This window comes from Ruegeria sp. CDSA079, from assembly GCF_059612245.1.
Genome location: NZ_JBXWQF010000032.1, coordinates 13,237 through 34,975, shown reverse-complemented (window position 1 = coordinate 34,975; position 21,739 = coordinate 13,237). Strand labels below are relative to the sequence as shown.

Annotated in this window: 22 protein-coding genes and 1 pseudogene; 6 read left to right on the top strand and 17 right to left on the bottom strand. The window is 56.1% G+C overall.

The features are described 5' to 3' along the window. Positions 1-207 (top strand): hypothetical protein (locus AC2FJZ_RS21090; protein WP_496780107.1); only part of this gene is annotated, 207 nt, incomplete at its 5' end. A gap of 317 nt (positions 208-524) precedes the next feature. Here the strand turns inward: AC2FJZ_RS21090 and AC2FJZ_RS21085 are convergent. Further along, positions 525-1,262 carry a polysaccharide lyase family protein gene (locus AC2FJZ_RS21085; protein ID WP_010443840.1) on the bottom strand — a complete coding sequence of 246 codons (738 nt, stop codon included), beginning with the start codon at positions 1,260-1,262 and terminating at the stop codon, positions 525-527. 28 nt (positions 1,263-1,290) lie between these two features. Between AC2FJZ_RS21085 and AC2FJZ_RS21080 the strand changes: the two genes are divergently transcribed. Next, the gene (locus AC2FJZ_RS21080) at positions 1,291-3,003 is read left to right on the top strand and encodes a winged helix-turn-helix domain-containing tetratricopeptide repeat protein (protein WP_010443842.1); all 1,713 of its coding nucleotides are present in this window, start codon (positions 1,291-1,293) and stop codon (positions 3,001-3,003) included. A gap of 379 nt (positions 3,004-3,382) precedes the next feature. Here the strand turns inward: AC2FJZ_RS21080 and AC2FJZ_RS21075 are convergent, their stop codons facing one another. From AC2FJZ_RS21075 to AC2FJZ_RS21035, 9 genes are all read right to left on the bottom strand, one after another. Beyond that, the gene (locus tag AC2FJZ_RS21075) at positions 3,383-4,771 is read right to left on the bottom strand and encodes an NAD(P)/FAD-dependent oxidoreductase (protein ID WP_281973938.1); all 1,389 of its coding nucleotides are present in this window, start codon (positions 4,769-4,771) and stop codon (positions 3,383-3,385) included. A gap of 34 nt (positions 4,772-4,805) precedes the next feature. Next, the gene (locus tag AC2FJZ_RS21070; RefSeq protein ID WP_496780104.1) at positions 4,806-6,311 is read right to left on the bottom strand and encodes an aldehyde dehydrogenase family protein; all 1,506 of its coding nucleotides are present in this window, start codon (positions 6,309-6,311) and stop codon (positions 4,806-4,808) included. A 12-nt stretch (positions 6,312-6,323) separates the two neighbouring features. Next, positions 6,324-6,668 carry a cupin domain-containing protein gene (locus AC2FJZ_RS21065; protein ID WP_281973940.1) on the bottom strand — a complete coding sequence of 115 codons (345 nt, stop codon included), beginning with the start codon at positions 6,666-6,668 and terminating at the stop codon, positions 6,324-6,326. A 13-nt stretch (positions 6,669-6,681) separates the two neighbouring features. Then, on the bottom strand, positions 6,682-7,041 hold the full coding sequence (locus AC2FJZ_RS21060) for a cupin domain-containing protein (RefSeq protein WP_281973941.1): 360 nt from the start codon (positions 7,039-7,041) through the stop codon (positions 6,682-6,684). Further along, a complete protein-coding gene (locus AC2FJZ_RS21055) occupies positions 7,038-8,324 on the bottom strand; it encodes a glycosyltransferase (protein WP_496780103.1) in 1,287 nt (428 codons plus the stop codon). Before AC2FJZ_RS21055 ends, AC2FJZ_RS21060 begins: the two co-directional genes overlap by 4 nt. 19 nt (positions 8,325-8,343) lie before the next feature. After that, entirely contained in the window at positions 8,344-9,408 is a 1,065-nt protein-coding gene (locus AC2FJZ_RS21050) for an ABC transporter ATP-binding protein (RefSeq protein ID WP_281973943.1), read from the bottom strand. Next, positions 9,405-10,196 carry an ABC transporter permease gene (locus AC2FJZ_RS21045; protein ID WP_281973944.1) on the bottom strand — a complete coding sequence of 264 codons (792 nt, stop codon included), beginning with the start codon at positions 10,194-10,196 and terminating at the stop codon, positions 9,405-9,407. The genes AC2FJZ_RS21050 and AC2FJZ_RS21045 overlap by 4 nt, the downstream gene beginning before the upstream one ends. A 1-nt stretch (position 10,197) precedes the next feature. Next, a complete protein-coding gene (locus AC2FJZ_RS21040) occupies positions 10,198-11,052 on the bottom strand; it encodes an ABC transporter permease (RefSeq protein WP_281973945.1) in 855 nt (284 codons plus the stop codon). A 106-nt stretch (positions 11,053-11,158) separates the two neighbouring features. After that, positions 11,159-12,208 (bottom strand): polyamine ABC transporter substrate-binding protein, encoded by a 1,050-nt coding sequence (locus tag AC2FJZ_RS21035; protein ID WP_281973946.1) that lies wholly within the window; start codon positions 12,206-12,208, stop codon positions 11,159-11,161. A gap of 191 nt (positions 12,209-12,399) precedes the next feature. Here AC2FJZ_RS21035 and AC2FJZ_RS21030 point away from each other — a divergent pair, with 191 nt between their 5' ends. Both AC2FJZ_RS21030 and AC2FJZ_RS21025 read left to right on the top strand, forming a co-directional pair. Continuing rightward, a complete protein-coding gene (locus tag AC2FJZ_RS21030) occupies positions 12,400-13,332 on the top strand; it encodes an FCD domain-containing protein (protein WP_281973947.1) in 933 nt (310 codons plus the stop codon). Then, positions 13,329-14,615, top strand: coding sequence for a glycosyltransferase (locus AC2FJZ_RS21025; protein WP_281973948.1), 1,287 nt, complete (start codon positions 13,329-13,331; stop codon positions 14,613-14,615). Before AC2FJZ_RS21030 ends, AC2FJZ_RS21025 begins: the two co-directional genes overlap by 4 nt. Before the next feature lie 624 nt (positions 14,616-15,239). Here the strand turns inward: AC2FJZ_RS21025 and AC2FJZ_RS21020 are convergent. Continuing rightward, positions 15,240-15,719 carry a DUF3800 domain-containing protein gene (locus tag AC2FJZ_RS21020; protein ID WP_496780109.1) on the bottom strand — a complete coding sequence of 160 codons (480 nt, stop codon included), beginning with the start codon at positions 15,717-15,719 and terminating at the stop codon, positions 15,240-15,242. A gap of 74 nt (positions 15,720-15,793) precedes the next feature. On the opposite strand from AC2FJZ_RS21020, the pseudogene AC2FJZ_RS21015 reads away from it, so the two are divergent. Next, positions 15,794-16,129: pseudogene (locus tag AC2FJZ_RS21015) on the top strand (class I SAM-dependent methyltransferase); the annotation flags it as partial. 68 nt (positions 16,130-16,197) lie between these two features. Here AC2FJZ_RS21015 and AC2FJZ_RS21010 read toward each other — a convergent pair. The 6 genes from AC2FJZ_RS21010 to AC2FJZ_RS20985 all read right to left on the bottom strand — a co-directional run bounded on the left by AC2FJZ_RS21010 (position 16,198) and on the right by AC2FJZ_RS20985 (position 20,857). Then, positions 16,198-16,800 carry a class I SAM-dependent DNA methyltransferase gene (locus AC2FJZ_RS21010; RefSeq protein ID WP_496780100.1) on the bottom strand — a complete coding sequence of 201 codons (603 nt, stop codon included), beginning with the start codon at positions 16,798-16,800 and terminating at the stop codon, positions 16,198-16,200. 246 nt (positions 16,801-17,046) lie between these two features. Next, the gene (locus AC2FJZ_RS21005) at positions 17,047-17,589 is read right to left on the bottom strand and encodes a hypothetical protein (RefSeq protein WP_496780098.1); all 543 of its coding nucleotides are present in this window, start codon (positions 17,587-17,589) and stop codon (positions 17,047-17,049) included. Positions 17,590-17,611: 22 nt separating this feature from the next. Then, positions 17,612-17,902: an addiction module antidote protein gene (locus tag AC2FJZ_RS21000; RefSeq protein ID WP_170766490.1), complete on the bottom strand. Its 291-nt coding sequence runs from the start codon at positions 17,900-17,902 to the stop codon at positions 17,612-17,614. A 5-nt stretch (positions 17,903-17,907) separates the two neighbouring features. Beyond that, positions 17,908-18,201: a type II toxin-antitoxin system RelE/ParE family toxin gene (locus AC2FJZ_RS20995; protein WP_496780096.1), complete on the bottom strand. Its 294-nt coding sequence runs from the start codon at positions 18,199-18,201 to the stop codon at positions 17,908-17,910. A 114-nt stretch (positions 18,202-18,315) separates the two neighbouring features. Next, a complete protein-coding gene (locus AC2FJZ_RS20990; protein ID WP_496780094.1) occupies positions 18,316-20,181 on the bottom strand; it encodes a ParB/RepB/Spo0J family partition protein in 1,866 nt (621 codons plus the stop codon). A gap of 253 nt (positions 20,182-20,434) precedes the next feature. Beyond that, positions 20,435-20,857 carry a DUF3768 domain-containing protein gene (locus AC2FJZ_RS20985; protein WP_496780092.1) on the bottom strand — a complete coding sequence of 141 codons (423 nt, stop codon included), beginning with the start codon at positions 20,855-20,857 and terminating at the stop codon, positions 20,435-20,437. Positions 20,858-21,483: 626 nt separating this feature from the next. Between AC2FJZ_RS20985 and AC2FJZ_RS20980 the strand changes: the two genes are divergently transcribed. Next, a complete protein-coding gene (locus AC2FJZ_RS20980) occupies positions 21,484-21,729 on the top strand; it encodes a hypothetical protein (RefSeq protein WP_496780090.1) in 246 nt (81 codons plus the stop codon). The last annotated feature ends 10 nt before the right edge of the window (positions 21,730-21,739 follow it).

Sequence of the window (21,739 nt, the reverse complement as noted above, 5' to 3'; positions counted from 1 at the left end):
GACAAGAAAGGCACTCGCGCTCAGTTCGGTACGCCTCTCTCTGCGCCAGCAACACGTTGTTTTTCAACAATATCGGCCACAGAGCTGCCGTTCGCTGCTAGTGCAGCACTAGACCTCAGCGACGGCGGTAATGCACAGGAAGCGGACTTTAAATCAAATATGCAGTGTTTTGGAACCTTGGATAGCGGCTATGCGGGACTTTCCTGACCTTCGCGGCGCATCGTACCAAGGTCAGCTTCCAAGAGATAGAGCTGTTTTTGGACCCTCTGTGTGCAGCCTCCGCTGCCATGATTGCGAATATCAATACGCCAACTCGACGGATGGCGAAACTGAGCTTTCAAGCTACAAAGTCGGGTGTCCGCCGCCTGCTGCCAATTATCTTACCCAAGAACCGGTTCCCGCTTTTTTTCGAGCGGGTCCGTATATGTAAGGGGGGGATCAAGACGCACGACACGTGACGGACACGGCGCATAGCCGAGAGTATCCGGAACACGAAGGCGCCGGTTTTGCGTGGCCTGCAGCCCTTACCACTCCGAGATTCGGACGTTCCGATATGATACCGAGACGTTGTCGGTGTCAGGGATATTCTTGGCACCGAAGAGGCCATATCTGAACTGAATCTCGCCGCCCTCGGCCATATTGGGTCTGCCAGATGAGTCGGCAATAACCTTTCCATCACATTCGACCACAAACACACCGGGCGTTTTATCCTTGAGGGATTTGCGCGGCGTAGAATCGTATTGGATGCGCACAGAGACCTTGTGCCAGTCACCGAAATCGTCCGCAGAGATGCAGTCGCGTGCTCGGAAGGTGTAGCCATCATTATTCAGTTCGAAACCATAAAGCATATCGGCGCCCGTTTCGAATTGGCCGACGGTCAAACGTGCGTTGAGTGCATTGTAGCTGAAATCCTCCGGAATGAAGATCTCCCACTCGTACATACGCCGGTCTCCGGCGCCAGATGACGATGTTTCGAAGTACTCGATCCTGTTTCGGGAGCGGCCACAATCTGAGGTGTTGCGTTGTAACTCGTCAGAAAAATATTCACGATCGCTGCACTCGCCAGGAAGAAGCCGGAAACTCTCACTTCCGTCCGCATGGCGAACAGGGGCATCTGCACGAGGTGTGGTCAAATCGAAACTCTCGGCAACAGCCGAGTTGGCGAGAAGCAATGCAATTGAAATTGCAAGAATGCGCGGCGGCAGGCCCGCACGTGCAGTTCGCATTAGAAGATGGTTCGCTGTTTTCGTCACACGTTTCATCAAGTATCCTCGTTCGTGGGAGCGGAAGATGCTCCTCCCCGTTGCCGAAGGGCCACTGTCGAAAAAGTCGAGACAGTGGGCATTGGCGATGGTCGAATTGGAGGACCAGCCGGTGCGATTTACCAAACGAAAAACCTTGAAATCTTCCGAAATCCGCCTGGGAACCGTGATTGTCGAGCGGACAACCGGCCGGGTCTACGACTTGGCCGGAAACGAAATAGAGCTGAGGCATCAATCCCGCGAAGTCCTTGTGGCATTGGCAAAAAAAGCCGACCAGACAGTAACACGCGAAGCGCTGATCGACGAGATCTGGTCAGGCCGCGCCGTTGCAGCCGACAGCGTCGCGCAATGCATCGCGGAAATCCGGCGCGTGGTGGGCGATACCGAAAAACGCATTATCGAAACTGTTCCGCGTGAGGGCTACAGGCTGGTCCTGCCCGCCCCGGAAACCCACTCCACGACTTCGAAGAAACGGCTTGGCGCCTATTCGATGGTGGCCGCCCTCGCGGTTTTCGCCCTGATCACCGCCTATGTTCTGACGCGCCCTGACAACGACATCGATGCACCGGTGGTCGCCGTCCTGCCGTTTGAGGATTTCTCTGTCGAGCCGCACAAGGGCTTCTTGAGCGACGCGATCAGTGAAAACATCATAACCGCCCTGGCACGGTTTCCACAGATGGCGGTCATTTCGCGCCGCTCCAGCTTTCAGTTTCGCGACTCGCCTCAAGGGATTAGTGAGATCGCCAAGGCGCTTGGGGCCGATTTGGTTCTTGAAGGCAGCCAGCAATATGACGGCTCGCGGCTGAAGATCACCGCCCAGTTGATCGACGGCGCAACAGAAGCCCATATCTGGGCGGATGAGTTCGACGTGCCGCTGAGTGCGATGCTTGAGGCAAACAGCGAAATCAGCCGAATAATCGCCAAGGCTGTGGGCACAAACGTGATTGATACCGCGGATGCCAGCATGTCCGCTGGCGATGTCAGCGCCTTGATGATCTCGAATGCAGCGCAAAGCCGGATCATGCGCAACTTCACCCGCGAAAACCTGCTGATCAATATCGAGGAACAGGAACAGTCCATGAAGGACTACCCGGACTCCGCCTGGGGCTTTTTGGGGCAGGCCCTGTCGTTGCGTATCGGGCTCCACAATGGCTGGATCGAAGGCGACGAAGTGGCCCTGCGCAAACGGATGAACGATCTCGCCCGCCGGGGCGTCGAGCTCGATCCCAACAATTTCCTGGCCTACCATGCGCTCGGGCGGGCCTTGATGTTCGACGGCAATGTCGAAGACGCGGCACGCGCATTCCAGCGCGGGATCGAATTGAATCCTTCGTCCACCATCGTTGGCAACGGGCTCGCGGTATCGCAGATATATCAGGGCAAGACGGATGAGGCCCTGGCGACACTTGGTCAGCTGGAGCGCATTGACCCGCTCAAACACTTTGACCTGCAATGGAACAAGGCGTGGGCGTTGTGGCAGAAAGGGGACTGTGACACCGCTCTGGACTCGTTCAAATCAGCGCCCTCGATGCCGGTCGCGGCAAACAAACTCCTTGCGGCCATTCACCATTGCCTTGGCGACAAAGACAATGCGGCAAAAGCCATGAGCGACTATCTTGCGGAGAACCCTGACTGGACCGTTTCGCGGGTGAAAGGCATAGAATCCCGGATGTGGACCGCCCCCGGGGCACTGGATCGCTGGCTTGTCGCGATGGAGGCTTCCGGAATGCCTCAGCATTGATGGCGTCCCGCAATCACGGCATTGCAGACAATCATTCATCGCGCGGAAAAACGCACTCAGGGCTCAGAGCAGTCATCTGACATTTTCAGTAGGGCATTGAGCCGGTTCAGAGGGCTTCAATGTCTGCTGAGCGGACTGAGTGTGAGTTCGCTGCGATTGCTCCAATGTCGGATATCAAAAAAGTTCTGCCACCTGTCGTCAGACGCTCAGGTAGTAAAGTCCTATTTACCTGCTTTCCAACACTCATGCTCTCCCTTTCACCTGGAGAGGATTGATTCAAGCCACGCACAGCGACAAAATCGGCCAGGGAGGTGAAAAGTGTTGAAAGGGAAGGCCAATCCATAAGACCACTTGGCTGTGCGATGGCGGTCTGACGTCTTCAGGAATCAAAGCCAATTCCCAGCCGATCAAGACACCTTAGGTAAAACGACCGATTTCCGGTCTGATCTTCCCAGGCCAGATCTCGTTGCGCGCGGCGGATTGCAAGGCTTCTCAGCGGCTCGGGGGGAAAGGGCACCGGGCGGCGGCGTATCATGCTCAGCGTTGTGCGTTCGGTTTGTTTGCCCTCCAGCATGTCCAGCATCGCAAGGGCCGCGAACCGCGAGGCGGTAACCCCTTGCCCGGTGAACCCCATCGCATAGGCCAACTGGCCATCAAGGGCGGTGTTGACAAAGAACGTCGTGCGGGCCGAGGTGTCGATGATCCCGCCCCAGGCATGCGAAAACTGCACGCCGTCCAGTGCCGGGAGAGCCGCCCGGAAAGTACCGGCAAGCCGGTTGAACGTTTCTGGCCGATCCTGCAGGGCGACATCGCGGTCGCTGCCATAATGATAGATAGCGTCGTACCCGCCCCAAAGGATACGGTTGTCTGCGGTTTTACGGGAATAGTGAAACTGATTGCCGCTGTCAGCGACCCCGTGCCGCCCCTCCCAGCCAATGGCGGCCAGTTGATCGGCATTTAACGGCTCAGTCACAAGCGCGTAGTCAAACACCGGGATAATCGCGGCGCGCAGGCGTTTCAGCAACGGCACGGCGGCGTTTGTGGCCAGAATTATCTGTCGCGCGGAAATGCGCGCCTTATCGGTTGCCAGCCGGATAGACGCACCCTGTTTGGGAAGCGCTGTTACCGGTGAATGCTCATATAGTTCGACACCCTTGTCGATGCAATTTTCCCGCAAGCCTGCAACCAGTTTACCGGGATTGATCAGAGCATAATTGGGCTCAAACAGGCCAGTATCATATACGGGGCTGTTCAGCTTGTCGTGCAGATCAGCGCCTTGCAAAATCTGCGTGTCATACCCGAACCGCGCAAAAACCTCCTGCGTGGCCTTCAGGCCCTGCACCTGCCATGGGGTGGCCGCGACATTAAGCTTTCCCGCGCGCTCAAACTCGGCGTCTATGCCGAAATCTGTGATATCTTGCTGAAACCCATCAAGGTTCTCGTGGCCTAGCCGGACAAGGGTTTCGGCTTCCTTCGGCCAGCGGGCAACGGCATTGGCCGCCCCATGTGAAATGCTTGGGGCGCAGAAACCACCATTGCGCCCGCTGGCGGCATTCCCGCATCTGTCGGCCTCCAGAACAACGATGTTTTTGTCCGGCCAGCGTTCGCGGGCCTTCAGCGCGCTCCACAGGCCGGTGAATCCCCCGCCGACGATCGCCAGATCACAGGTCAGATCATCCTCAAGGGATGGGTTGTCAGCCCCTGGCACATAAGAACTGGTCCAGAACGGTGTTTTGGTTAACTGATCGGGATCGCAAAAATTTTGCACCTGACAGGCTTTCTAAAAGTACTGCATGAACGGATCAGACATGTTTGCGCCCGCCTGTTTCCAGAAACCAATCGTCGGGATAAGGGTACCACCACTCATGGCGCACCGGTTTGTGATCAAGAACAACCATTTTTGAGCGCCGGAATGCATCCAACCCCTGCCGGCCCAACTCGCGCCCAAGGCCCGAGCTTTTCCACCCCCCGAACGGCAACGCATCATTGTCGATCATCGGGTTGTTGATCCAGACCATGCCCGCCTCCAACCGCTCTGACGCTTCATGTGCTTCGGCGAGGTCGGTGGTGAAAATCGAAGCGCCCAGCCCGAAGGGGCTGTTATTGGCCTGTTCCAGCGCCGCGTTAAAATCAGGCACGCGGACAATGGCAACAACCGGCCCGAAAATCTCTTGCTTTAGCAGATCCATATCCGGGCGACATCCGGTCAGAATTGTTGGTTCATAGTACCAGCCGTTGTCCAGCCCCGGTGGCACCCGCCCGCCGCATTCGACCTTTGCACCCTTGTTCACGGCATCAGCCACCAAACGCTCTACCTTGTCGCGTGCCGCCTTGCTGACCAATGGGCCTATTTCGGATTTTTCAAGCCCGTTGCCAATGCGCAGACGGCTCGTTTCCGCAACGAAAGCTCTTACAAACGCATCATGGACGGCATCCGTCACAAACAGACGCTCGGTCGAGGTGCAGACCTGACCGGACAGGTGGAATGCCCCGGTAACCGCGCCGGCGGCGGCAATGTCTAGCGGCGCATGATCTGTAACGATCATCGGGTCAGAACCGCCAGCCTCGATCACTGCCGGTTTCATCCGCGCGCCTGCGGCACCAGACACGGCCCGCCCCGCCGCCACCGAGCCGGTAAAGGCGATGGCGTGGGTCTTGTCGCTTTCCACCAGTGCCTGTCCAACCTGCGCCCCGCCGGGCAGACAGGCCACAAGGTCCGGTGGCATATCGTCAAACACCTGCATGAATTCCAGCGTTGAAAGTGTGGCCGCTTCGGCCGGTTTGATGACACAGCCATTGCCCGCCGCCAATGAGGCCGCAACCGTCCAGCACACCAGCAGGATCGGGAAATTAAACGGCATGATATGGGCCGAAACGCCGTAAGGTTCAAACCGCGCATATTGCAGCGATCCGGCTTGTGTGGTGCCGGCCAGCTTACCGGCCTCATCCCGTGCCATTTCTGCGAAATACCTGAAGACGGGTGCACAGTTTGCGACCTCACCAATCGCCTCGGGGTAAGGCTTGCCCATCTCCCGGCTCATCAGAATGGCGCATTGCGTCATGTCGGTGGCCTCGATCCTGCTGGCCAGCGCGTGCAACTTCTGCGCTCGGGATTTGGCATCCACTTTTGCCCACAGTTTTTGTGCTGCATTGACCCGGGCAAGAGTGGCTTCCAGCTCCTCACCGGATACCTGGGCGCGTATACCAACCTGATCCTGAGTGGCCGGGTCGATCACTGGCACACCCGGCATTTGGCTGAGTTCGTAGGTTGGCGATAGATAATATCGCGCTGTCGTTTCACCAGGCATTCTGCGCTCCCTTCAGCGGATCATGTAGACCTTCTTGACCGTCTCGTGTACCGTGCACACCCCTTTCCAGTCCTGCGGGAAAAACGCAGCCGTATCGGGCATGATCTCGATGACATCGCCGCTTTCATGCACATAGGTACATCGCCCTTCCAGAAAGTGGCAAAATTCATCCTTCGTGACATGGCAGTCCCATTTGCCCGGCGTGCAGATCCACAAGCCGCACTCGCTTTGCCCGTCCGGCCCCTTGTGCAACAGTTTACCGGACGTGTGCGATGTGCCCTCGATCATGGTCGGAATCTCGCCCCAGTCCACCGTGTCAGTGATTTCAAGCGGCTTGTGCATCACGGGTGTTTTCATCGGCGTGTCCCCTTCAGGCTAGCATGTAGATGTTGCGGGTGGTATCGTGGATCGTGGCCTCTCCGGTCCAGCCAGCAGGGAACAGCACGCAGGTGCCCGCACTGACCTCGATCACTTCACCGCTGTCTGACACATAGGTGGCTCTTCCGGCGACGAAGTGGCAGAACTCGTCGCGCGGCACAGACAACCGCCAGCACCCCGGCGAACACAACCAGACGCCGGTTTCCGGTGAATTGTCCGGTCCTTTGTGCAAAAGCCGCCCGGTGGAATGTGACTGACCTTCGACCATATCGGGCTGTGGCCCCCAATCCAGCAGGTCATCATAGTTGGTCGCCTGATGGATATGGGGGGCCGTAGAAGACAGGTTGGTCATGCGGATGACCCTGCCAGATCAACCAGTATCCTGGCGGCTTTTTCCTGTCCGTTTTGCGATTGCATATGGGCCGAGGTTTGCTGCAACCGGTCGGCCATCGCCTTATCCGTCAGGCAGGCTTCGATCTTCGCGATTAATTCCTCGTCGGTCCATTCATAGCGATCCGAGCGGAACCCATGCCCGGTTTCCTGCACCCGCATCGCGTTGTCGTGCCCGTCCCAGACATAGGACATGATAATCGCCGGTTTGCCGAAATAGAGGCATTCGGTAAACGAGTTGTTGCCGCCATGGTGAATAACCGCATCAACCTGCGGGATCACCGAAGGCTGCGGATACCAGCCCTCGATGATGACGTTGTCGGGGATGTCTGAATACTCTTCCTTGTAGTCGCCGACATTGACCAACGCACGGTAGCGCGAGTTGGCGACAAGATCGATCAGACGCTTGAGCAGATCAGTGTCACCCGCCCCCAGAGACCCAAACGAGATATAAAGCAACGGCCCGTCATTGTTCTTTTTGAAAGTCGGCACCTCATAAGGTTCGTCCTGACGCACACAGCCTTCAAGATACTGGAACTGTGCGGGATTAAGCGGCGCGGACCGGGTGTATTTCACTTGCTCGGGGTAGAGCAGCAGGTTCATGTAGGGCGACGCTTCAAAGAATTGGCCAATCGGGTAGGCGTCTTCGCCCGTCGTTTCCAAAAAGGCGTTAAAATCGCCATGGATCGGCTTGATCACCTCGTTGAACCGGGCCCGGAACGCGGCGTGACCTGCTATATCGTCTTCGGCCATACCCGACAGATGCGGTGGAATGCTGTCATCCTCGATCTCGTTTTCCGAGCATGAGATGATGCGTACCCACGGCACGCCATACTGCTTGATCGCGGGGAACAGGATGACGTTATCAACTGAAATCACATCCGGCTTGATCTTGGCAAGAATTCCCGGCAGATCCTTTTCCGCCCATTTGGCGCTGTCGACAATCGCCTCCCAGCATTCCTTGACGTAGTTATCAATCTGGTCGATCGGCGCCTTGCGGAAATTCGGGATATGACCGTTGATAAAGTCTTCCCAAAACTTGGCCATCTGTTCAGGTGGCATCGGCTCGGACAGGTTGACCTGATGCGCTTCAAACCCATAGCCTTCGTACACCTCGATAAAACCAGGGTCGGACAGAAACACGGCCTTGTGGCCCATACGTTCCACCGCCTGGGCAATACCAACCGAGTTCAGCGCCGGGCCAAAAGCCGCTTCGGGGAAAAATGCAAAGGTTTTCTGTGTCATTGTAGTCTCCTTTGTTGTTTCAAGCCGCAAAAATGCGGGTATCCTTGGCCGACCAGCCGACGGTGACGTCATCATCAATCGACAGGGGGCGTATTTCAGCCGCATCAGCGGTCAGGCGTACCAAAACCGGTTGCGGGGATGTGGGTGTTTCCAGATGCAGGTGCAGATCAAGCCCATGATAGGCCATCGCCCGCACGGTGCCTGAAAGGCTGTTGTCATTGCCCTCGCCGCCCAAGTGAAGCCGCTCTGGCCGGATTGCCGCGACAACATCCGCCCCGTCGCTTAGGCCATCGGGAAGCTCAGCCTTGAACATCTGGCCGTTGGCGGCAAGAACTTTGCCGCCCGATACCTTTGCAGGCAGGAAATTCATGACACCGATAAAATCCGCAGCATAGCGATTGGCAGGATGCTCGTAGATTTCCCTTGGGTTGCCGCATTGCAGTAGCTGACCATCTTTCAGAATGGCAATGCGATCGGCCATGACCAGCGCTTCTTCCTGATCGTGGGTCACGACAATGAAGGTGATGCCAAACTCATCCTGGATGCGCTTCAACTCTAGCTGCATTTCGCCGCGCAGCTTCTTGTCCAGAGCGCCAAGCGGTTCATCCAGTAGCAACAGGCGGGGTCTCTTGACCAGCGCGCGGGCAAGTGCGACGCGTTGTTTCTGGCCACCTGACAACTGATCGGGTTTGCGGCCAGCAAGATGCGATAGCTGGATGATGTCCAGCATATCGGCCACCCGCGATTTGATCTCCGAGCGGGGCAGTTTTTCCATTTCAAGCCCGTAGGCGATGTTCTGTGCAACACTCATATGTGGGAACAGTGCATAGGACTGGAACATCAGGTTCACGGGCCGATGGTTCGGCTGCACATGCGAAATGTCGTGACCATCAAGATGCACGGTGCCCGCGCTTGGCATCTCGAACCCGGCGAGGATGCGCAGCAGGGTGGTTTTGCCACTACCCGAGGCACCCAGAAGCGCGAAGAACTCATTTTCCGCGATATCCAGCGACAGGCCGGCTACCGCCTGAACAGCGCCAAAGCATTTCTCGACATTGCGAAGTGACAAAAGAGGGGTGGTCATTGTCCCGGCAAACCTCCGCGGTTCAGACGTTGCGACAGCGCCAGTGCAACCACCGACAGCGTCATGACGAGGGTGGCCAGCGCATTGATCTCAGGCGTGACACCAAACCGGATCATGGCAAATATCTGCATGGGCAGGGTGATGGAATCGCGTCCCGCACCGGCGGTGAAAAAGGCGATGATGAATTCGTCCACCGATAGGGTAAAAGCCAGAAGCGCCCCCGCAATGACTGCGGGCATCATGACCGGTAGCACGATCCGCCATAATGTGACCGGGGTGGATGCGCCAAGGTCGGTGGAGGCCTCAACAATCGACCAGTCGAAGGTTTTCAGGCGTGCGCGCACCACCGAACACACAAAGGCCAGGTTGAACACCACGTGGCTGGCAATGATCGTGTGCAGGCCCATTGTGACATTCAGCATGGAAAAGAAGCTCAGAAGCGCGATGGCCAGAACAATGTCCGGGATGATCATCGGGGCAAAGATGATGGTTTCCAGAAAGCGCCCCTTGCGCCGACGGATTTCCACGCCGATTGCCAACAGGGTGCCCAGAACCGTTGCCATCAGCGTTGACACTACGGCTACGATTAGGGTGTTCAGGGCCGCGCCAAGGATCTGATCGTTGGCCAGAAGTGCGCCATACCACTTGACCGAGAACCCGGTCCAGGCCGTGGGCAACCCGCCTTCGTTGAAGGACAGGGCGAACAACACCGAAATCGGCACGTAAAGAAACGCAAACACGGCCGCAATGATCATGTACATCAGGCGAAGGTTGCTTTTCCCGGCCATCTCAGCTGCCTCCGCCACGGCCGCCAGAGGCACGTTCGGTCGCAAAGGTCTGCAATGTCAGCAGCCCCATCATGATTGCGATCAATATCATCGATAGCGCAGATCCAAACGGCCAGTCATTGGCGGTCAGGAACTGGGCATAAACAAGGTTGCCGATCATCTGGAATTGCCCACCCCCCAGCAATGCCGGGGTTACGAAGTTGCCGATCGACAGGACGAAGACAAACACGAAACCGGTGGCGATTCCCGGCACTGTCAACGGCAGGATCACCCGGCGAAACGTGGTCCAGCCTGATCCGCCCAGATCGCGTGAGGCCTCGGATATTTCTGGGTTCAGGCGCGACAGCGGCGCATAACAGGCAAGAATCACAAAGGGCAGGTAGTTATAGACCAACCCGGCCACAACGGCGCCTTCGGTATAGAGAAGTTTGGGCAGTTCTCCGTCATACCCCAAGGCGCGCGCGATACCGGTTATCAGTCCCTCGCGGTTCAGCAGCACGATCCAAGCATAAGTGCGCACCAGATAGTTTGACCAGAACGGCAGCACTGCGAAGAACAGCAGCACAGGCTGGCGCCGGCGCGGCATCGCGGCAATCGCGTAGGCCGCCGCATAACCAACGACCACCGCGATCAAAGCCGAAAGCCCGGCAATCCAGGCCGATTTGAGAAAGATACCGGCATAAAGCGGGTCAAACACCAGTGCGATGTTTTCGAGCGTAAAAGTGTATTCAATACCGCCGTAAATACCGCGCCGGAAAAACGCCAATGCCAAAATTAGCAGACACGGGATAACCATGAACGCGGTCAACCAGGCCAGCGCGGGCGACATTAGGTAGATGGGTTTGCGGTCTTTCATGGCGGCAATTTCTGTCCACGCGCCGCTGCAACGCGACGGGAGAGGTTAAACAATAGCGGAAAGGGGCACCAAGCCTTGGCGAAACGCCCCAACCTATTTGGCGATGTTAGTTCGCCGCCTTGATTTCCGAAACGATGCGCGAATAGTCTCGCTGCGCTTCACCCACATCACGAAGTTGTTCATAGGCCGTCATCTCGGACGGGCTCATGCCCATGTTCGGGAAAGTCTCAATCAGACTGGCATCCAGCCCTTCCATCGCGGCCTGATTTGGAACCTTGTACAAAATGTTCTCTGCCGCCCAGCGATGCGTTTCGGCACCCAGGATGTAATCCACGAATGCATAAGCCGCGTCTTTGTGTTCAGAGTTTTTGAGGATCACCATGGTATCAACCCACAGATCAGACCCTTCTTCAGGCACAACGTATTTGATGTCGGCGTTTTCGGCGATGCCATAGTTGCACCAGCCATCCCATGCGTGCACCAGCTCCGCTTCACCCGATACCAGTTTGGAATAGAAAGTGGTGTCGTCATAGGCCAGCAGCGTGCCCTTGGCGCTAATCAACAGGTCGCGGACCTCGGCCATTTTGTCGGCATCCGTTTCGTTAACCGAATAACCTTTGGCCAGTTGCCCTGCACCTAACAGCCAGCGATCCGTGGCTAGCATGGTGGTTTTGCCGGAGACTGCATCACTTGGTGCTAACAGGTCCATCCAACTGTCGGGCACGTCGGCCACCAGATCTGAGCGATAGCACAACCCGGTTGTGCCCCACGCATAAGGCATCGAGAACTTATTGCCCGGATCGTGGTTAAGCGTCGTTGCCTCGGCATAAAGATTGGCCGCGTTGGGCAGCTTTGCATGGTCCAGTTCCTCAGCCAGCCCGAGGTTGTGCAACACTTCGGCGAACGGCGAAGACACAAAGACCACATCATAGCCTTTGCCCTTCGAGGCAATCAGCTTGCCCATGATTTCTTCGTTGGTTGCGTGTAGCACCAGTTCAGCGGTGTTGCCGGACGCGGTGTTAAACGCCTCAACGGCATCAGGTGCCATGTAGCCATCCCAGTTGGACACAACGAGATCTTCAGCCCATGCGGCACTTGCGAAGCAGGTCAAACCCACCCCAATCAGGGCCCGGGCAGTAGGTGATTTGTGGAACATACCATTCCTCCAGTTCAATGTTGGATGATCGCAAAGCCAACGCTTCGTGATCTTAGATTCTTCAAAGCGGTTCTTGCTGACCGCCTTGGATTCAGTATTATTATGTGAAAAGATACGTCAATCTGTATTCAATGTTCTTTTTCGGGGCGTGGCTTGTTTCCCGAATTTTTTGCCCCCGAAAGGCCGAGCTGATGACCGATGCGCGTCGCAACACACGACAAAACCACCTCGAGCTAGCCCAAAAAGTGTTGAACATAGCGTTCGAACGCGGCATGAAGGCCGGCGACCACTTGCCCGAACAGGGCTTTTCCGCCGCCTGTGGTGTGTCGAGAACCCCAATCAGGTCTGCATTTAAGCTTTTGGAAGAAAACGGAGTTCTGTCATGGAAGGAGGAGGAGGGTTATTTTCTGGCAATTCAGACACGAGAAGAACAGGCCGAAGCAGTACGCAGGCTAGAAGACCTCGAAGATTCCCTAGCTAGGCGCATTCTGTCTGATCGCGCCGAGCGCCGTATCGGCGAAGTTCAGTCCGCCAGTGCCCTCGTGCGTCGTTACAAAGTCTCACGCAATACTGTACTTAATGCATTAAAAATACTATCTCGCGATGGCATTGTTACCCAATTGCCCGGCAGATCTTGGGCCTTTCAGCCAATCCTTGATTCCCCAAATTCCGTCGAAGACAGCGTTGCCTTCCGTCTGACCATGGAACCTCAGGCGATCCTGGCACCTAGGTTCACAATGGATTTCAAGCGCGCCGGGCTGCTGCGCAGCCAGATGGAAGACATCCTGAAGCTTCGTAACGGAAGCATCACCTGTTCCGGGTTCCGGGCAATTGATACAGAGTTTCACAGCTTCATCGCCGAATGTTCCGGCAACCGTTTCATCCGCGGCAGCCTGCTGACACATCACCGGTTGCGCCGGACCACCCAGAAAGATGCCTCGATACCGGATTTCCGGCTACGGCAATCGCTGGAAGAGCATCTGGAAATTCTTGAAAGCCTTGAGCGCAATCAGTTCGACCTGGCGGCGGACCAGATGGTCCTGCACCTACGCAAGTCCCGGGTGCGCCGCCCCGAAGCCGCCAACCGCGGTATTCCTCCAATGAAACGCGGGGTGCAGTCATGACATCCGGGCCAACCATTGCCCTGTTCCCCGAGGCAAGCTTTGGTGCCGCGCTGAACTGCGTCGGGATAGCTCAGGAACTGGAACGACAGGGTGCCAACCCGGTGTTTATCTGCCACCCGGGCTTCACCGGCGTGTTCGCTGAATATGGTTTCAAGGAGTATCACCTTCCTGAGCAAAGGCGCAGCAACGACGCGTCAAATGAAGATTACTGGCAGGGCTTTATCAACACGCATCTACCGCACTTCAACCTGTCCGCCCTCGATCAGCTGGCAACCTACGTCGCTCCAACCTGGGAGGCGATTGTCAGCACAGCCGAAGCTGTCGAAGACGGATTAAGAGACCTCTTCAACCGGATCAAACCGGATGCAATTCTGCTCGATAACGTCATCATGTTTCCCGCTGTCGCAAACGCTGGCTGCCCCTGGGTGCGGATCGTATCCTGTGCGGAAACCGAGCTACCTGATGCCAACGTGCCACCGTATCTCTCTGGTCTGGCGCCCGATGATGTTCCGGCACGTACCGAATTCGAAAAGGCCTATGTGGACAACACCCGCGCCCCACATCGCAGGTACAACGAATTTCGCAAGGCCCGGAAACTACCGCCCCTTCCCGCAGGGATTTTTCTTGAAACGTCACCGTGGCTCAACCTGCTTCTGGCGCCTGCCTGCGTGCGGTACCAGCGCGCCGAGGTTTTGCCTGAAGGCCAGTTTGTCTTTCTCGAAGGCTGCGTGAGGGATGAAGGCCATTTCAAGTCACCGCATTTCCCCAAGGACAACGGCCCGCTGGTGTATCTCAGTTTCGGCTCTCTCGGGGCAAGTGACACACAGCTGATCGGGCGGATGATAGAGGTCTTCGCCACATTGCCGGCGCGGTTCCTGGTGAATGTGGGTGGCTTTCTGGAGGCTTATAGTCAGGTTCCTGATAACGTCATTCTGGGAAGCTGGTTTCCCCAACCTTCTGTTGTGGCCGAATGCGCCGTGATCATCCACCATGGTGGCAACAACAGCTTTTGCGAGGCTCTGTATCACGGTGTTCCGTCGCTGGTGATGCCCTATTGCTGGGATGGTCATGACAATGCGCAACGCGCCGAGGCCGTGGGCGTGGGGCGCGCAATCCATCGCGCAGACTGGGAGCCAGAAGACCTGCGGTCCCTGATTCTGGAGCTGTTGAACAATGCGCCCATGAAAACTCATCTAGCTGAAATGTCGGATGTGATGAAGAAGCACTCGGGCACGCGAAAAGCTGCAGAGGCTGTCCTGAAGGTGGCTCTTGTACCGGCTTGATGTTAGGCGACAATGCCCTTGGCACGATCAGAAATCGCTCCGGAATTTGGCAGTTTCTGATCGCCGTGCGTCTTTTCTTTGCGCAGTACCTTATGTCAGAAGCAACTGACCTGCTGACCGATTGAAAATGGGTGCTCGCAAGAAGATTGGCGCGTATCCCACGCAGTAAAAAGTCGAATCTTCCCCGTCGAAACCCAACGCCAACAAGTTTTGGTAAAATGCATTGAAGGCGCATTTGATGGTCCTTCGTCGTCAGGCTTCCCTGATTCAGAATCGTACGCTTTGCTGCCATTCGCGCCCCGCGCGGCATCCGTCAGAAAGGGCTCGCAGCCGACATTCGGTAATTTCACTCAGACAATTGACGGGCACCAAGGGGTCAAGGTCGGCAAAGTGCTGTAAGCGGCCTAATGCACCCACAGCAGCCAAATTACGCAGCGACGGCGGCTTAGGGCTCGTTGAACCCTGTAGGGTTGTCGAAAAAAAGGGGCAATATGCCCCTTTTTTTGTGGAAATCGTATGGGCCGCAGCTTATATACGAGTTGTGAAGTCGCCCTGCTGTACCGAACTGTCTCCGTATGGTGTGCGTTCCATGGGTTCACATGGATAGGTCAGCAGAGCGCACCCTTACTTGAATTCCCACACATCGCTGACGCACCCAGACCGCTCTAGCATTGTGCGCCATCTGGCACCGTCTCGCCGTTTGTCCGAATAGGAGCGTGCTATGGCACCGGCGCACATATCTGCCAGCTGAACCAACGGATCCTTTCGTGAATCTCTGAAGTCAAATTTCTTGATGGAGCCTTTTGGAAGCTCGCGTCTCATGTACCCGACAAGTTCCTTTCGGAACCGTCTGTCACCTGAACCGTCAAGTACGACCTTTGCACCTTTGAGCAAACCGCCGTCCTTCTCAAACATCATTTTTGTAAAGTAGTTGTAGAACCGTCGTGGTTTTGTTCGCAGATGGTGAGAGATAATCTCTTCTTTCTGTACTACGACAGACCGACATTGGAAGTCCCAGGCCGCAGCAGCTTCAAAGAAAGCGTCGCGCGAGACGTCACGCGTTTTTGAGAACTTCCACTCGGGCTTTACACGTTCTGTGCCCATCAGAGCGGCGATTTCATCCCCTACAGGCTTCGACGCTGCCGCATCCTTGAACACAACTACGTCACCATGTTGTTGGTGTCGATATCTCCCCTAACGGTATCCAAGACCTGATCAGGGCGGCACATTCAGAAGAGCTGACTGTTGAAGGCATTGTGGCCGACATCACCACATATGAACCGATGGGCAAGTTTGATGTGGTTTTGGTCGACCGAACTTTGCACATGCTCTCCGCTACTGCGCGGAAGGCCGTATTGGAACGGTTACTCGATCATGTTGATGTTGACGGCAGGCTTCTGATTGCCGATGAGGCATCCAACATCAACGGGTTCAAGGACGTGATCCAATCTCACCAATCGAACTGGAGCACTGAGCTTTCCAAGAGGGGATACTTGTTCATCCGAAGATCTTGAACGCAATTCGAAATTGCCAATGGTCGGTTAAGTGCACGCACTGGATGCTCCCGCATCCACACTCAAATTCATTCCGGATTGCGAATGCCCGCTCCCATCAAAACGGGCATTGTCTGCGCATCAGAAGTGATTTCGAATACCTGTTCGACCCGAATAGAGCCAAGCCGTACCGCTTCAAGCGCGGTTTTCATTTGATGGATCGTCAATCCAAAGCCGTCATCATCTGACGCCTGCCAATCCCACTGCACAAAATGACCTCCATTGTTGAGCAACCCCGCCAGCACCGCCACGGCTCCACTGTAATCCGGAAGAAAGGCACAAACGGAAGAAGCGCAGATCAAATCGAAACCTAAGAACCCTATCTCCACCTCCTGTACATCTCCAGCCAGCATATCTCCGTGAACGGCCCTGACATTGGGCAGGTTCTTGGCCTTCAGGACCGCGATCATATTCTCCGAAGTATCAACCGCGACAACTTCCTCCACATGCGATGCGATTTTTTCCGCCAGCAATCCGGTGCCACATCCAAAGTCGAGCACACGTTTTGATCGCCAAGTCTTCCCGCACAGGTCCAGATGCGCGTCGAGCGAGGCAAAAGCGCAACTGGCGTAATATCTGACGTCGCTATTGTCGTCCCAACCATCGGCATAGTCGTTCCAGTCGTCCGTCATATCGCTTGCGTTTCCTTCTGGATTTGGGTCGGCTCCACCACATGTACACTGAGTCAGATGCGCCAATGGGAACGCGCGACATTGGCGACGATCGCGACAACAGTCAATATGGGTTTGAAACAGCCATTGGAGGTGAATGGGCCAACCGCAGAAAACCTCTGTTGACGGTCTTGCACACAAGAAAAGGCCCGCCGAAGCGGGCCAGTCAGTACAACCTCAGGGAACTCTAGAGGTATTGAGAACAGGCTACCGCTTGCGCGCGCGATCGACAATACCGTCGGCTGTGATCGTGGCAATCCGATCCTCGGTGCGCCGGGTCATTTCCACCCCGTCACCCGTCATATGCGCTTCGGCAAACTCGGTGAACTTGAAGATGCTGCCATCCGCTTCCACATGGGTTTCATCCTCTGCCGAGCGGCGTTTCACAGACCCGTCATGACGGATTTCGATGATCGTGTTGTCGGCCATCCGGACCGTCACGGAATGCTCATCCACAGCCACACCCTGCCACCACATATCCGCATCGCGGCGCACCACAATGCGGTTCGGATGCAGCTTGATCTGCACATCCTGAGCGGTCTCTGCATCAGCGGATTTGACAACAACAATCGCCTCCTGCGCGTCTGGGTCACTATGGATCGACGCGCTGCCGTTCTTCGGCGGCCAGAGCTTTGGCTGCGTGCGCGGTTTGCCCTTCTGATCCGTATGAAACCCGACAAACATCTGCGCGGATTTCCAGACGCGGCGAATGGTCTTTTCGGCTGTTGAAGGAGCTGCATCGGTAGACATGGCGGGTTGCCTTCTAAAACGGTTAACTCACATGCATTTTCGGGGTGAGCGTAACACCCACCGCACTCAGCACTTTGAGGATAGTGCCAAATTCCGGATTGCCGTTTTCGCTAAGCGCACGATAGAGACTTTCCCGAGACAGGCCGGATTTGTCGGCTACGCTCGACATACCTTTAGCCTTGGCAACATCGCCAAGAGCTGATGCGATCAGAGCCGTGTCACTGGTTTCAAAAGCCGCTTCAAGATAGGCTTGAATGGCTTCGGGGCTGTCCAGATAGTCAGCCGCTTCAAACTTCGTTGTTTTGACACCCATGTTCTTCACTCCAAATCATTTGCCATCGCTTTGGCGGTTTTGATGTCCGCTTGCTGAGATGACTTGTCTCCCCCGCAAAGCAAAACGATCAAAACGTCACCGCGCGACACGTAGTAAACGCGATACCCCTTACCCACAGAAATACGCAGTTCACTCACACCTTCACCAACCGGCTTCACGTCGCCGGGATTGCCCAGGCTCAACCGCGTGATGCGAACCAAAATCCTGGCTTTCGCTCTTTGGTCCTTCAAGCCCTTGAGCCATTTGTCGAACAGGGCAGTCTTACGAATTTCTATCATACCTAAATGTAGCCTACAAGCTACATCCTTTCAAGTGAAGGAAACGTAAAGTATTGAATTAAAAGAGAACAACACCGCTGGAAGGTAGGGCGCTAAGCGCCCTACCCGATTGCTTCAGAAGCAATCTGGAACCCAGGCATCGATCCCGGCTTTCTGTGCCTCGGTCACACCCAGTGCAGCCTGATGCTCTTTATCATTGAAGAGTTTGTGCATCGCTTCGTTCTTCGCGCCTTTCTTGGATTTCGTGAAGGCTTTGAACATGTCGGTGTCGACATGCAGGTCCAGCAGGTGTTTGTAGAGATCATCCAGCTGCCAGCCTTTCAGCCGTTTGAAGCAGTTCTCAGCCGAGGGCGTCCAGATCGCGCGCATGTTCGCTTCGATTTCACCCTCGGTCTCTGCCATGAACTCTGCGCGCTGGGTCAGGAACCGCCGGGCCAGAAAACCTGTGATCTCTCCATTGCGGGTCTTCTTGCCCAGTTCGCGAAACGCCTTGAACGCCTCCACGCTGCCTTTTGCGGCCATCTCCTGGAATTGGTTATAGGCTGCGTCTGCGGCCTCATCCCGCTCCCCGCCGAGGCGCGGGTCGAGGATGAACTGGTCATCGATCTCAGGTGTGTTCCGTTCAGCGCCACCATAGCCAAACCCAAACAGGGTGCTGGTCAGCCCGGAGGCCGGGGTCGCGGAGAAGGCAAACAGGCTCAGCACATAGTCAGGCTTTTCCAGCAAAGCCGTTTGAACCGCCGCCAGCCGGATCGCCACCATGTCGTCGATGAACTTCTGCGAATAGGCGGGTTTTGGTTTCTTTACGGCCTCTGGCTTTTTGATCGGGGCCAGAACACCGGCCTCAATGGCAGCCTGCACATGTTCCGCCGCAACATAGGCCGGGGATGTTTTGATCTCGCCACTGTTGCCGACATAGAGGAACACACCGGACAGCTTGCGCTGCGCATCGGAATAGAACGGCGCGGCGTAGTTTTCGAGCGCTGCAAGCTCCTTCTCGCCATCTTCATCCAGAACCTCCGCCTCATGGAGTTCGGCCAATTCGTCATATCGTTCGGCCTGTTCTTCGGTGAATTTCCGGCTCACCATCTCCAAACGTTGCATGCCTTCTATGCCTGTGAACCCATAGGGAATGTAGCTTTCGTCATGGGTGTCCACCCAGTCCCAGCCTTCCGCTTCGCGCAGCTTCTCTGCTTCTGCTGACAGTTTCTCAGCAAATAGGCGGTCCAGTAGCGCGCCTTCGTTGAACAGGGTTTCATCAGCAAAGAGATCAGCGGTGACAGTGCCACCCGCTTCAACATAAGCCTCCTGCCCGACAAACACGGCCTTGCGATTGGTGCTGCTGACCGCCTCTGACGTTAGGGCCTGTTTCACATCATGCTCACTAAACCACCGACACTCTTTTGCCTGTTCCAGCACTTCCAGAATTTTCTCATCCTCGGTGCTGACGGTCATGGCCTTAGCCAGCCCCATGCTAATTTCACCCGCCTTGAGCGCGTCCAGTACGGCGGTAGGCAAACTAGCCAGTGCGAGGCGGCGGCGTACATGGGCTTCGGTCACACCAAAAGCATTGCTGATCTTGACAACAGAGAGGGATTTCTCGGCCATCTTGCCATAGGCGCGGACCTCGTCCACCGGGTCCAGTTCTTCCCGGGCGGTGTTTTCCGCATTGGCCCATTGTTCGGCCACAAAGGGATTGTCTGTGACCTTCACCGGAACCTGTGCCAGATCAGCACGTTCGGTCACGGCGATGTTCAAAGCCCTCAGACGACGACCACCGGCGACAATGGCGACTTTGCCATCCGCGTCACGCAGACCGCTAAGGTTCTGGATCAGGCCACACATGACCAGACTGTCAGCCAGCAGGGCGATGCCGTCCTCGGCAACCTCCTGTCGTGGGTTCAGATCAGACAGGTACAGATCGGATAGCGCGACGGTTTCGATGGTCTCCGGTGCGGTGAATGTTTCGAGTTTGCTCATGGGGCAAATCCTTGTTTGCGTGTTTCGCTTTGTGTTAAGGGTGCCCTACCCCTTCCGAGGTAGAGCGGAGCCGCTTAGGCGGCTGCGTGTTGTTTCAAGAAGCGGAGCGCGATGTTTGCAGACAGGCCTCCCTTCTTGAGCAATTCCACAGCTTCACGTGTTCGCTGTTCAATGATCTTTGCAGGCATGATTTCACCTCCTTTCCTGCGCGGGTTGCACATGCAGGCCCTGCCCGGTTGGGACAGGGCTGGTCTCAGTATTCGCTGGGGCACATGATGGTCAGGACGCGGCGCGTCACTGCGGGATCAAAAGAGCGGTCGGAGCCGTATTTGTAATCCGCGTCGTAGAGGTCAATTTTCCAGAACAGCTTCTGGCCGCTGACGATCACTGTTCCGAAAGTGTGATCGCCATAGGGATCATTGCCCTCGTCAAACCGGTCATCCGACGCCACTGCCTTCAAAGTCGCGGTCTGGAACTCCGCCCCTTCGCCCGACACGCCGGGCGTGACGAAAACCTGACCCTGAATTCCCTTGGAGTGCATCTCAATCGCTGCATTCGGATCGATCAGGGCTTTCCGAAACAGGTCATTCTGAGTTGCGATTTCAGCGGCCTGCATAGTTGCGTCATTCTCGATTTCTCTTGTTGCTTGGGTGTTCAAAACCGTCTCTCCTCTCATGGTGTGACCTCCGGGGTTGATCCCCTTTGGTGCTGGTTTTGAGCCGAGCCCTGAAAGGGCGTCGTCTCTAAAACCTGCCCCGTGGCGAACGCGGAGAGGGGCGAGACAGGACAAATCGACAAGAGTGGTGCGGCCCGCAGCGCAACGCGCGAGGACTCGGTCTTGTCTATTTGTCTTGTCCGAGGGGGGAGGCTGCGCCTTCCCCCTGCCGGAAGGTGGCGTTTGGCTTGTCCAAATCCCGCCTGACCCACCAAAAAAAGGCCAAGGGATCTTCGATCCTGCGGGAGCGCAAAAGGGATCGAAACCCGAACGGGCAGATCACCACGGCGTGGACCGACCATGACCCAAAGCCCCTGCCCCGGCTCGCAAGAGACGGTTCAGGGGCTAATGCGTCAGGGAGATCATGCTGGGGTGTTCTGGGTGGAAGCCGGCATGCCGGCTGAAACCTAGAGCCCGGTCACGAGCCGGCTGGCTCGGGATTTGCCAGGGAGTAAAGTCGCATCCCGCTTTCTCGCTACGAACAGAACGTCGGGCGCCGATCTTCGCAGGTTCACCTCAAGTTAAGTTCCGCGATTGATCCCGGAATTCCGATCGTGCCTACTGCGCGGATTGAGGAGAACTGATGCATGCAAGAACCAATAATTCGTGAACTGCTGGGTCGGATGCTTGCCCACCGTTTGTTGATTGAACGTTTGATTTACCGCCTTCGAGAAGTCGATGATTTCCAATCCATGGGACTGGAAGCTGATCTTAGAAAAATCGAAGCCGATATTGACGCCTACAATTTACCAGAGGGCATTTCCGAAGCCTGTCAGGACGAGCTGGAGAACCTCGGTGATCATGTCCACTCTGGCCGGGTAGCCAAAGAATAGAACACTCAAC

Bases quoted from the DNA above. Each gene is read 5' to 3' on its own strand.
- AC2FJZ_RS21050 (WP_281973943.1), bottom strand. From the start codon at position 9,408: ATGACCACCCCTCTTTTGTCACTTCGCAATGTCGAGAAATGCTTTGGC.
- AC2FJZ_RS21030 (WP_281973947.1), top strand. From the start codon at position 12,400: ATGACCGATGCGCGTCGCAACACACGACAAAACCACCTCGAGCTAGCC.
- AC2FJZ_RS20980 (WP_496780090.1), top strand. From the start codon at position 21,484: ATGCAAGAACCAATAATTCGTGAACTGCTGGGTCGGATGCTTGCCCAC.
- AC2FJZ_RS21055 (WP_496780103.1), bottom strand. From the start codon at position 8,324: ATGACACAGAAAACCTTTGCATTTTTCCCCGAAGCGGCTTTTGGCCCG.
- AC2FJZ_RS21035 (WP_281973946.1), bottom strand. From the start codon at position 12,208: ATGTTCCACAAATCACCTACTGCCCGGGCCCTGATTGGGGTGGGTTTG.
- AC2FJZ_RS21065 (WP_281973940.1), bottom strand. From the start codon at position 6,668: ATGAAAACACCCGTGATGCACAAGCCGCTTGAAATCACTGACACGGTG.
- AC2FJZ_RS21060 (WP_281973941.1), bottom strand. From the start codon at position 7,041: ATGACCAACCTGTCTTCTACGGCCCCCCATATCCATCAGGCGACCAAC.
- AC2FJZ_RS21040 (WP_281973945.1), bottom strand. From the start codon at position 11,052: ATGAAAGACCGCAAACCCATCTACCTAATGTCGCCCGCGCTGGCCTGG.
- AC2FJZ_RS20995 (WP_496780096.1), bottom strand. From the start codon at position 18,201: ATGATAGAAATTCGTAAGACTGCCCTGTTCGACAAATGGCTCAAGGGC.
- AC2FJZ_RS21000 (WP_170766490.1), bottom strand. From the start codon at position 17,902: ATGGGTGTCAAAACAACGAAGTTTGAAGCGGCTGACTATCTGGACAGC.
- AC2FJZ_RS21085 (WP_010443840.1), bottom strand. From the start codon at position 1,262: ATGAAACGTGTGACGAAAACAGCGAACCATCTTCTAATGCGAACTGCA.
- AC2FJZ_RS21010 (WP_496780100.1), bottom strand. From the start codon at position 16,800: ATGACGGACGACTGGAACGACTATGCCGATGGTTGGGACGACAATAGC.
- AC2FJZ_RS21025 (WP_281973948.1), top strand. From the start codon at position 13,329: ATGACATCCGGGCCAACCATTGCCCTGTTCCCCGAGGCAAGCTTTGGT.
- AC2FJZ_RS20990 (WP_496780094.1), bottom strand. From the start codon at position 20,181: ATGAGCAAACTCGAAACATTCACCGCACCGGAGACCATCGAAACCGTC.
- AC2FJZ_RS21070 (WP_496780104.1), bottom strand. From the start codon at position 6,311: ATGCCTGGTGAAACGACAGCGCGATATTATCTATCGCCAACCTACGAA.
- AC2FJZ_RS21045 (WP_281973944.1), bottom strand. From the start codon at position 10,196: ATGGCCGGGAAAAGCAACCTTCGCCTGATGTACATGATCATTGCGGCC.
- AC2FJZ_RS21020 (WP_496780109.1), bottom strand. From the start codon at position 15,719: ATGGGCACAGAACGTGTAAAGCCCGAGTGGAAGTTCTCAAAAACGCGT.
- AC2FJZ_RS20985 (WP_496780092.1), bottom strand. From the start codon at position 20,857: ATGAGAGGAGAGACGGTTTTGAACACCCAAGCAACAAGAGAAATCGAG.
- AC2FJZ_RS21080 (WP_010443842.1), top strand. From the start codon at position 1,291: ATGCTCCTCCCCGTTGCCGAAGGGCCACTGTCGAAAAAGTCGAGACAG.
- AC2FJZ_RS21005 (WP_496780098.1), bottom strand. From the start codon at position 17,589: ATGTCTACCGATGCAGCTCCTTCAACAGCCGAAAAGACCATTCGCCGC.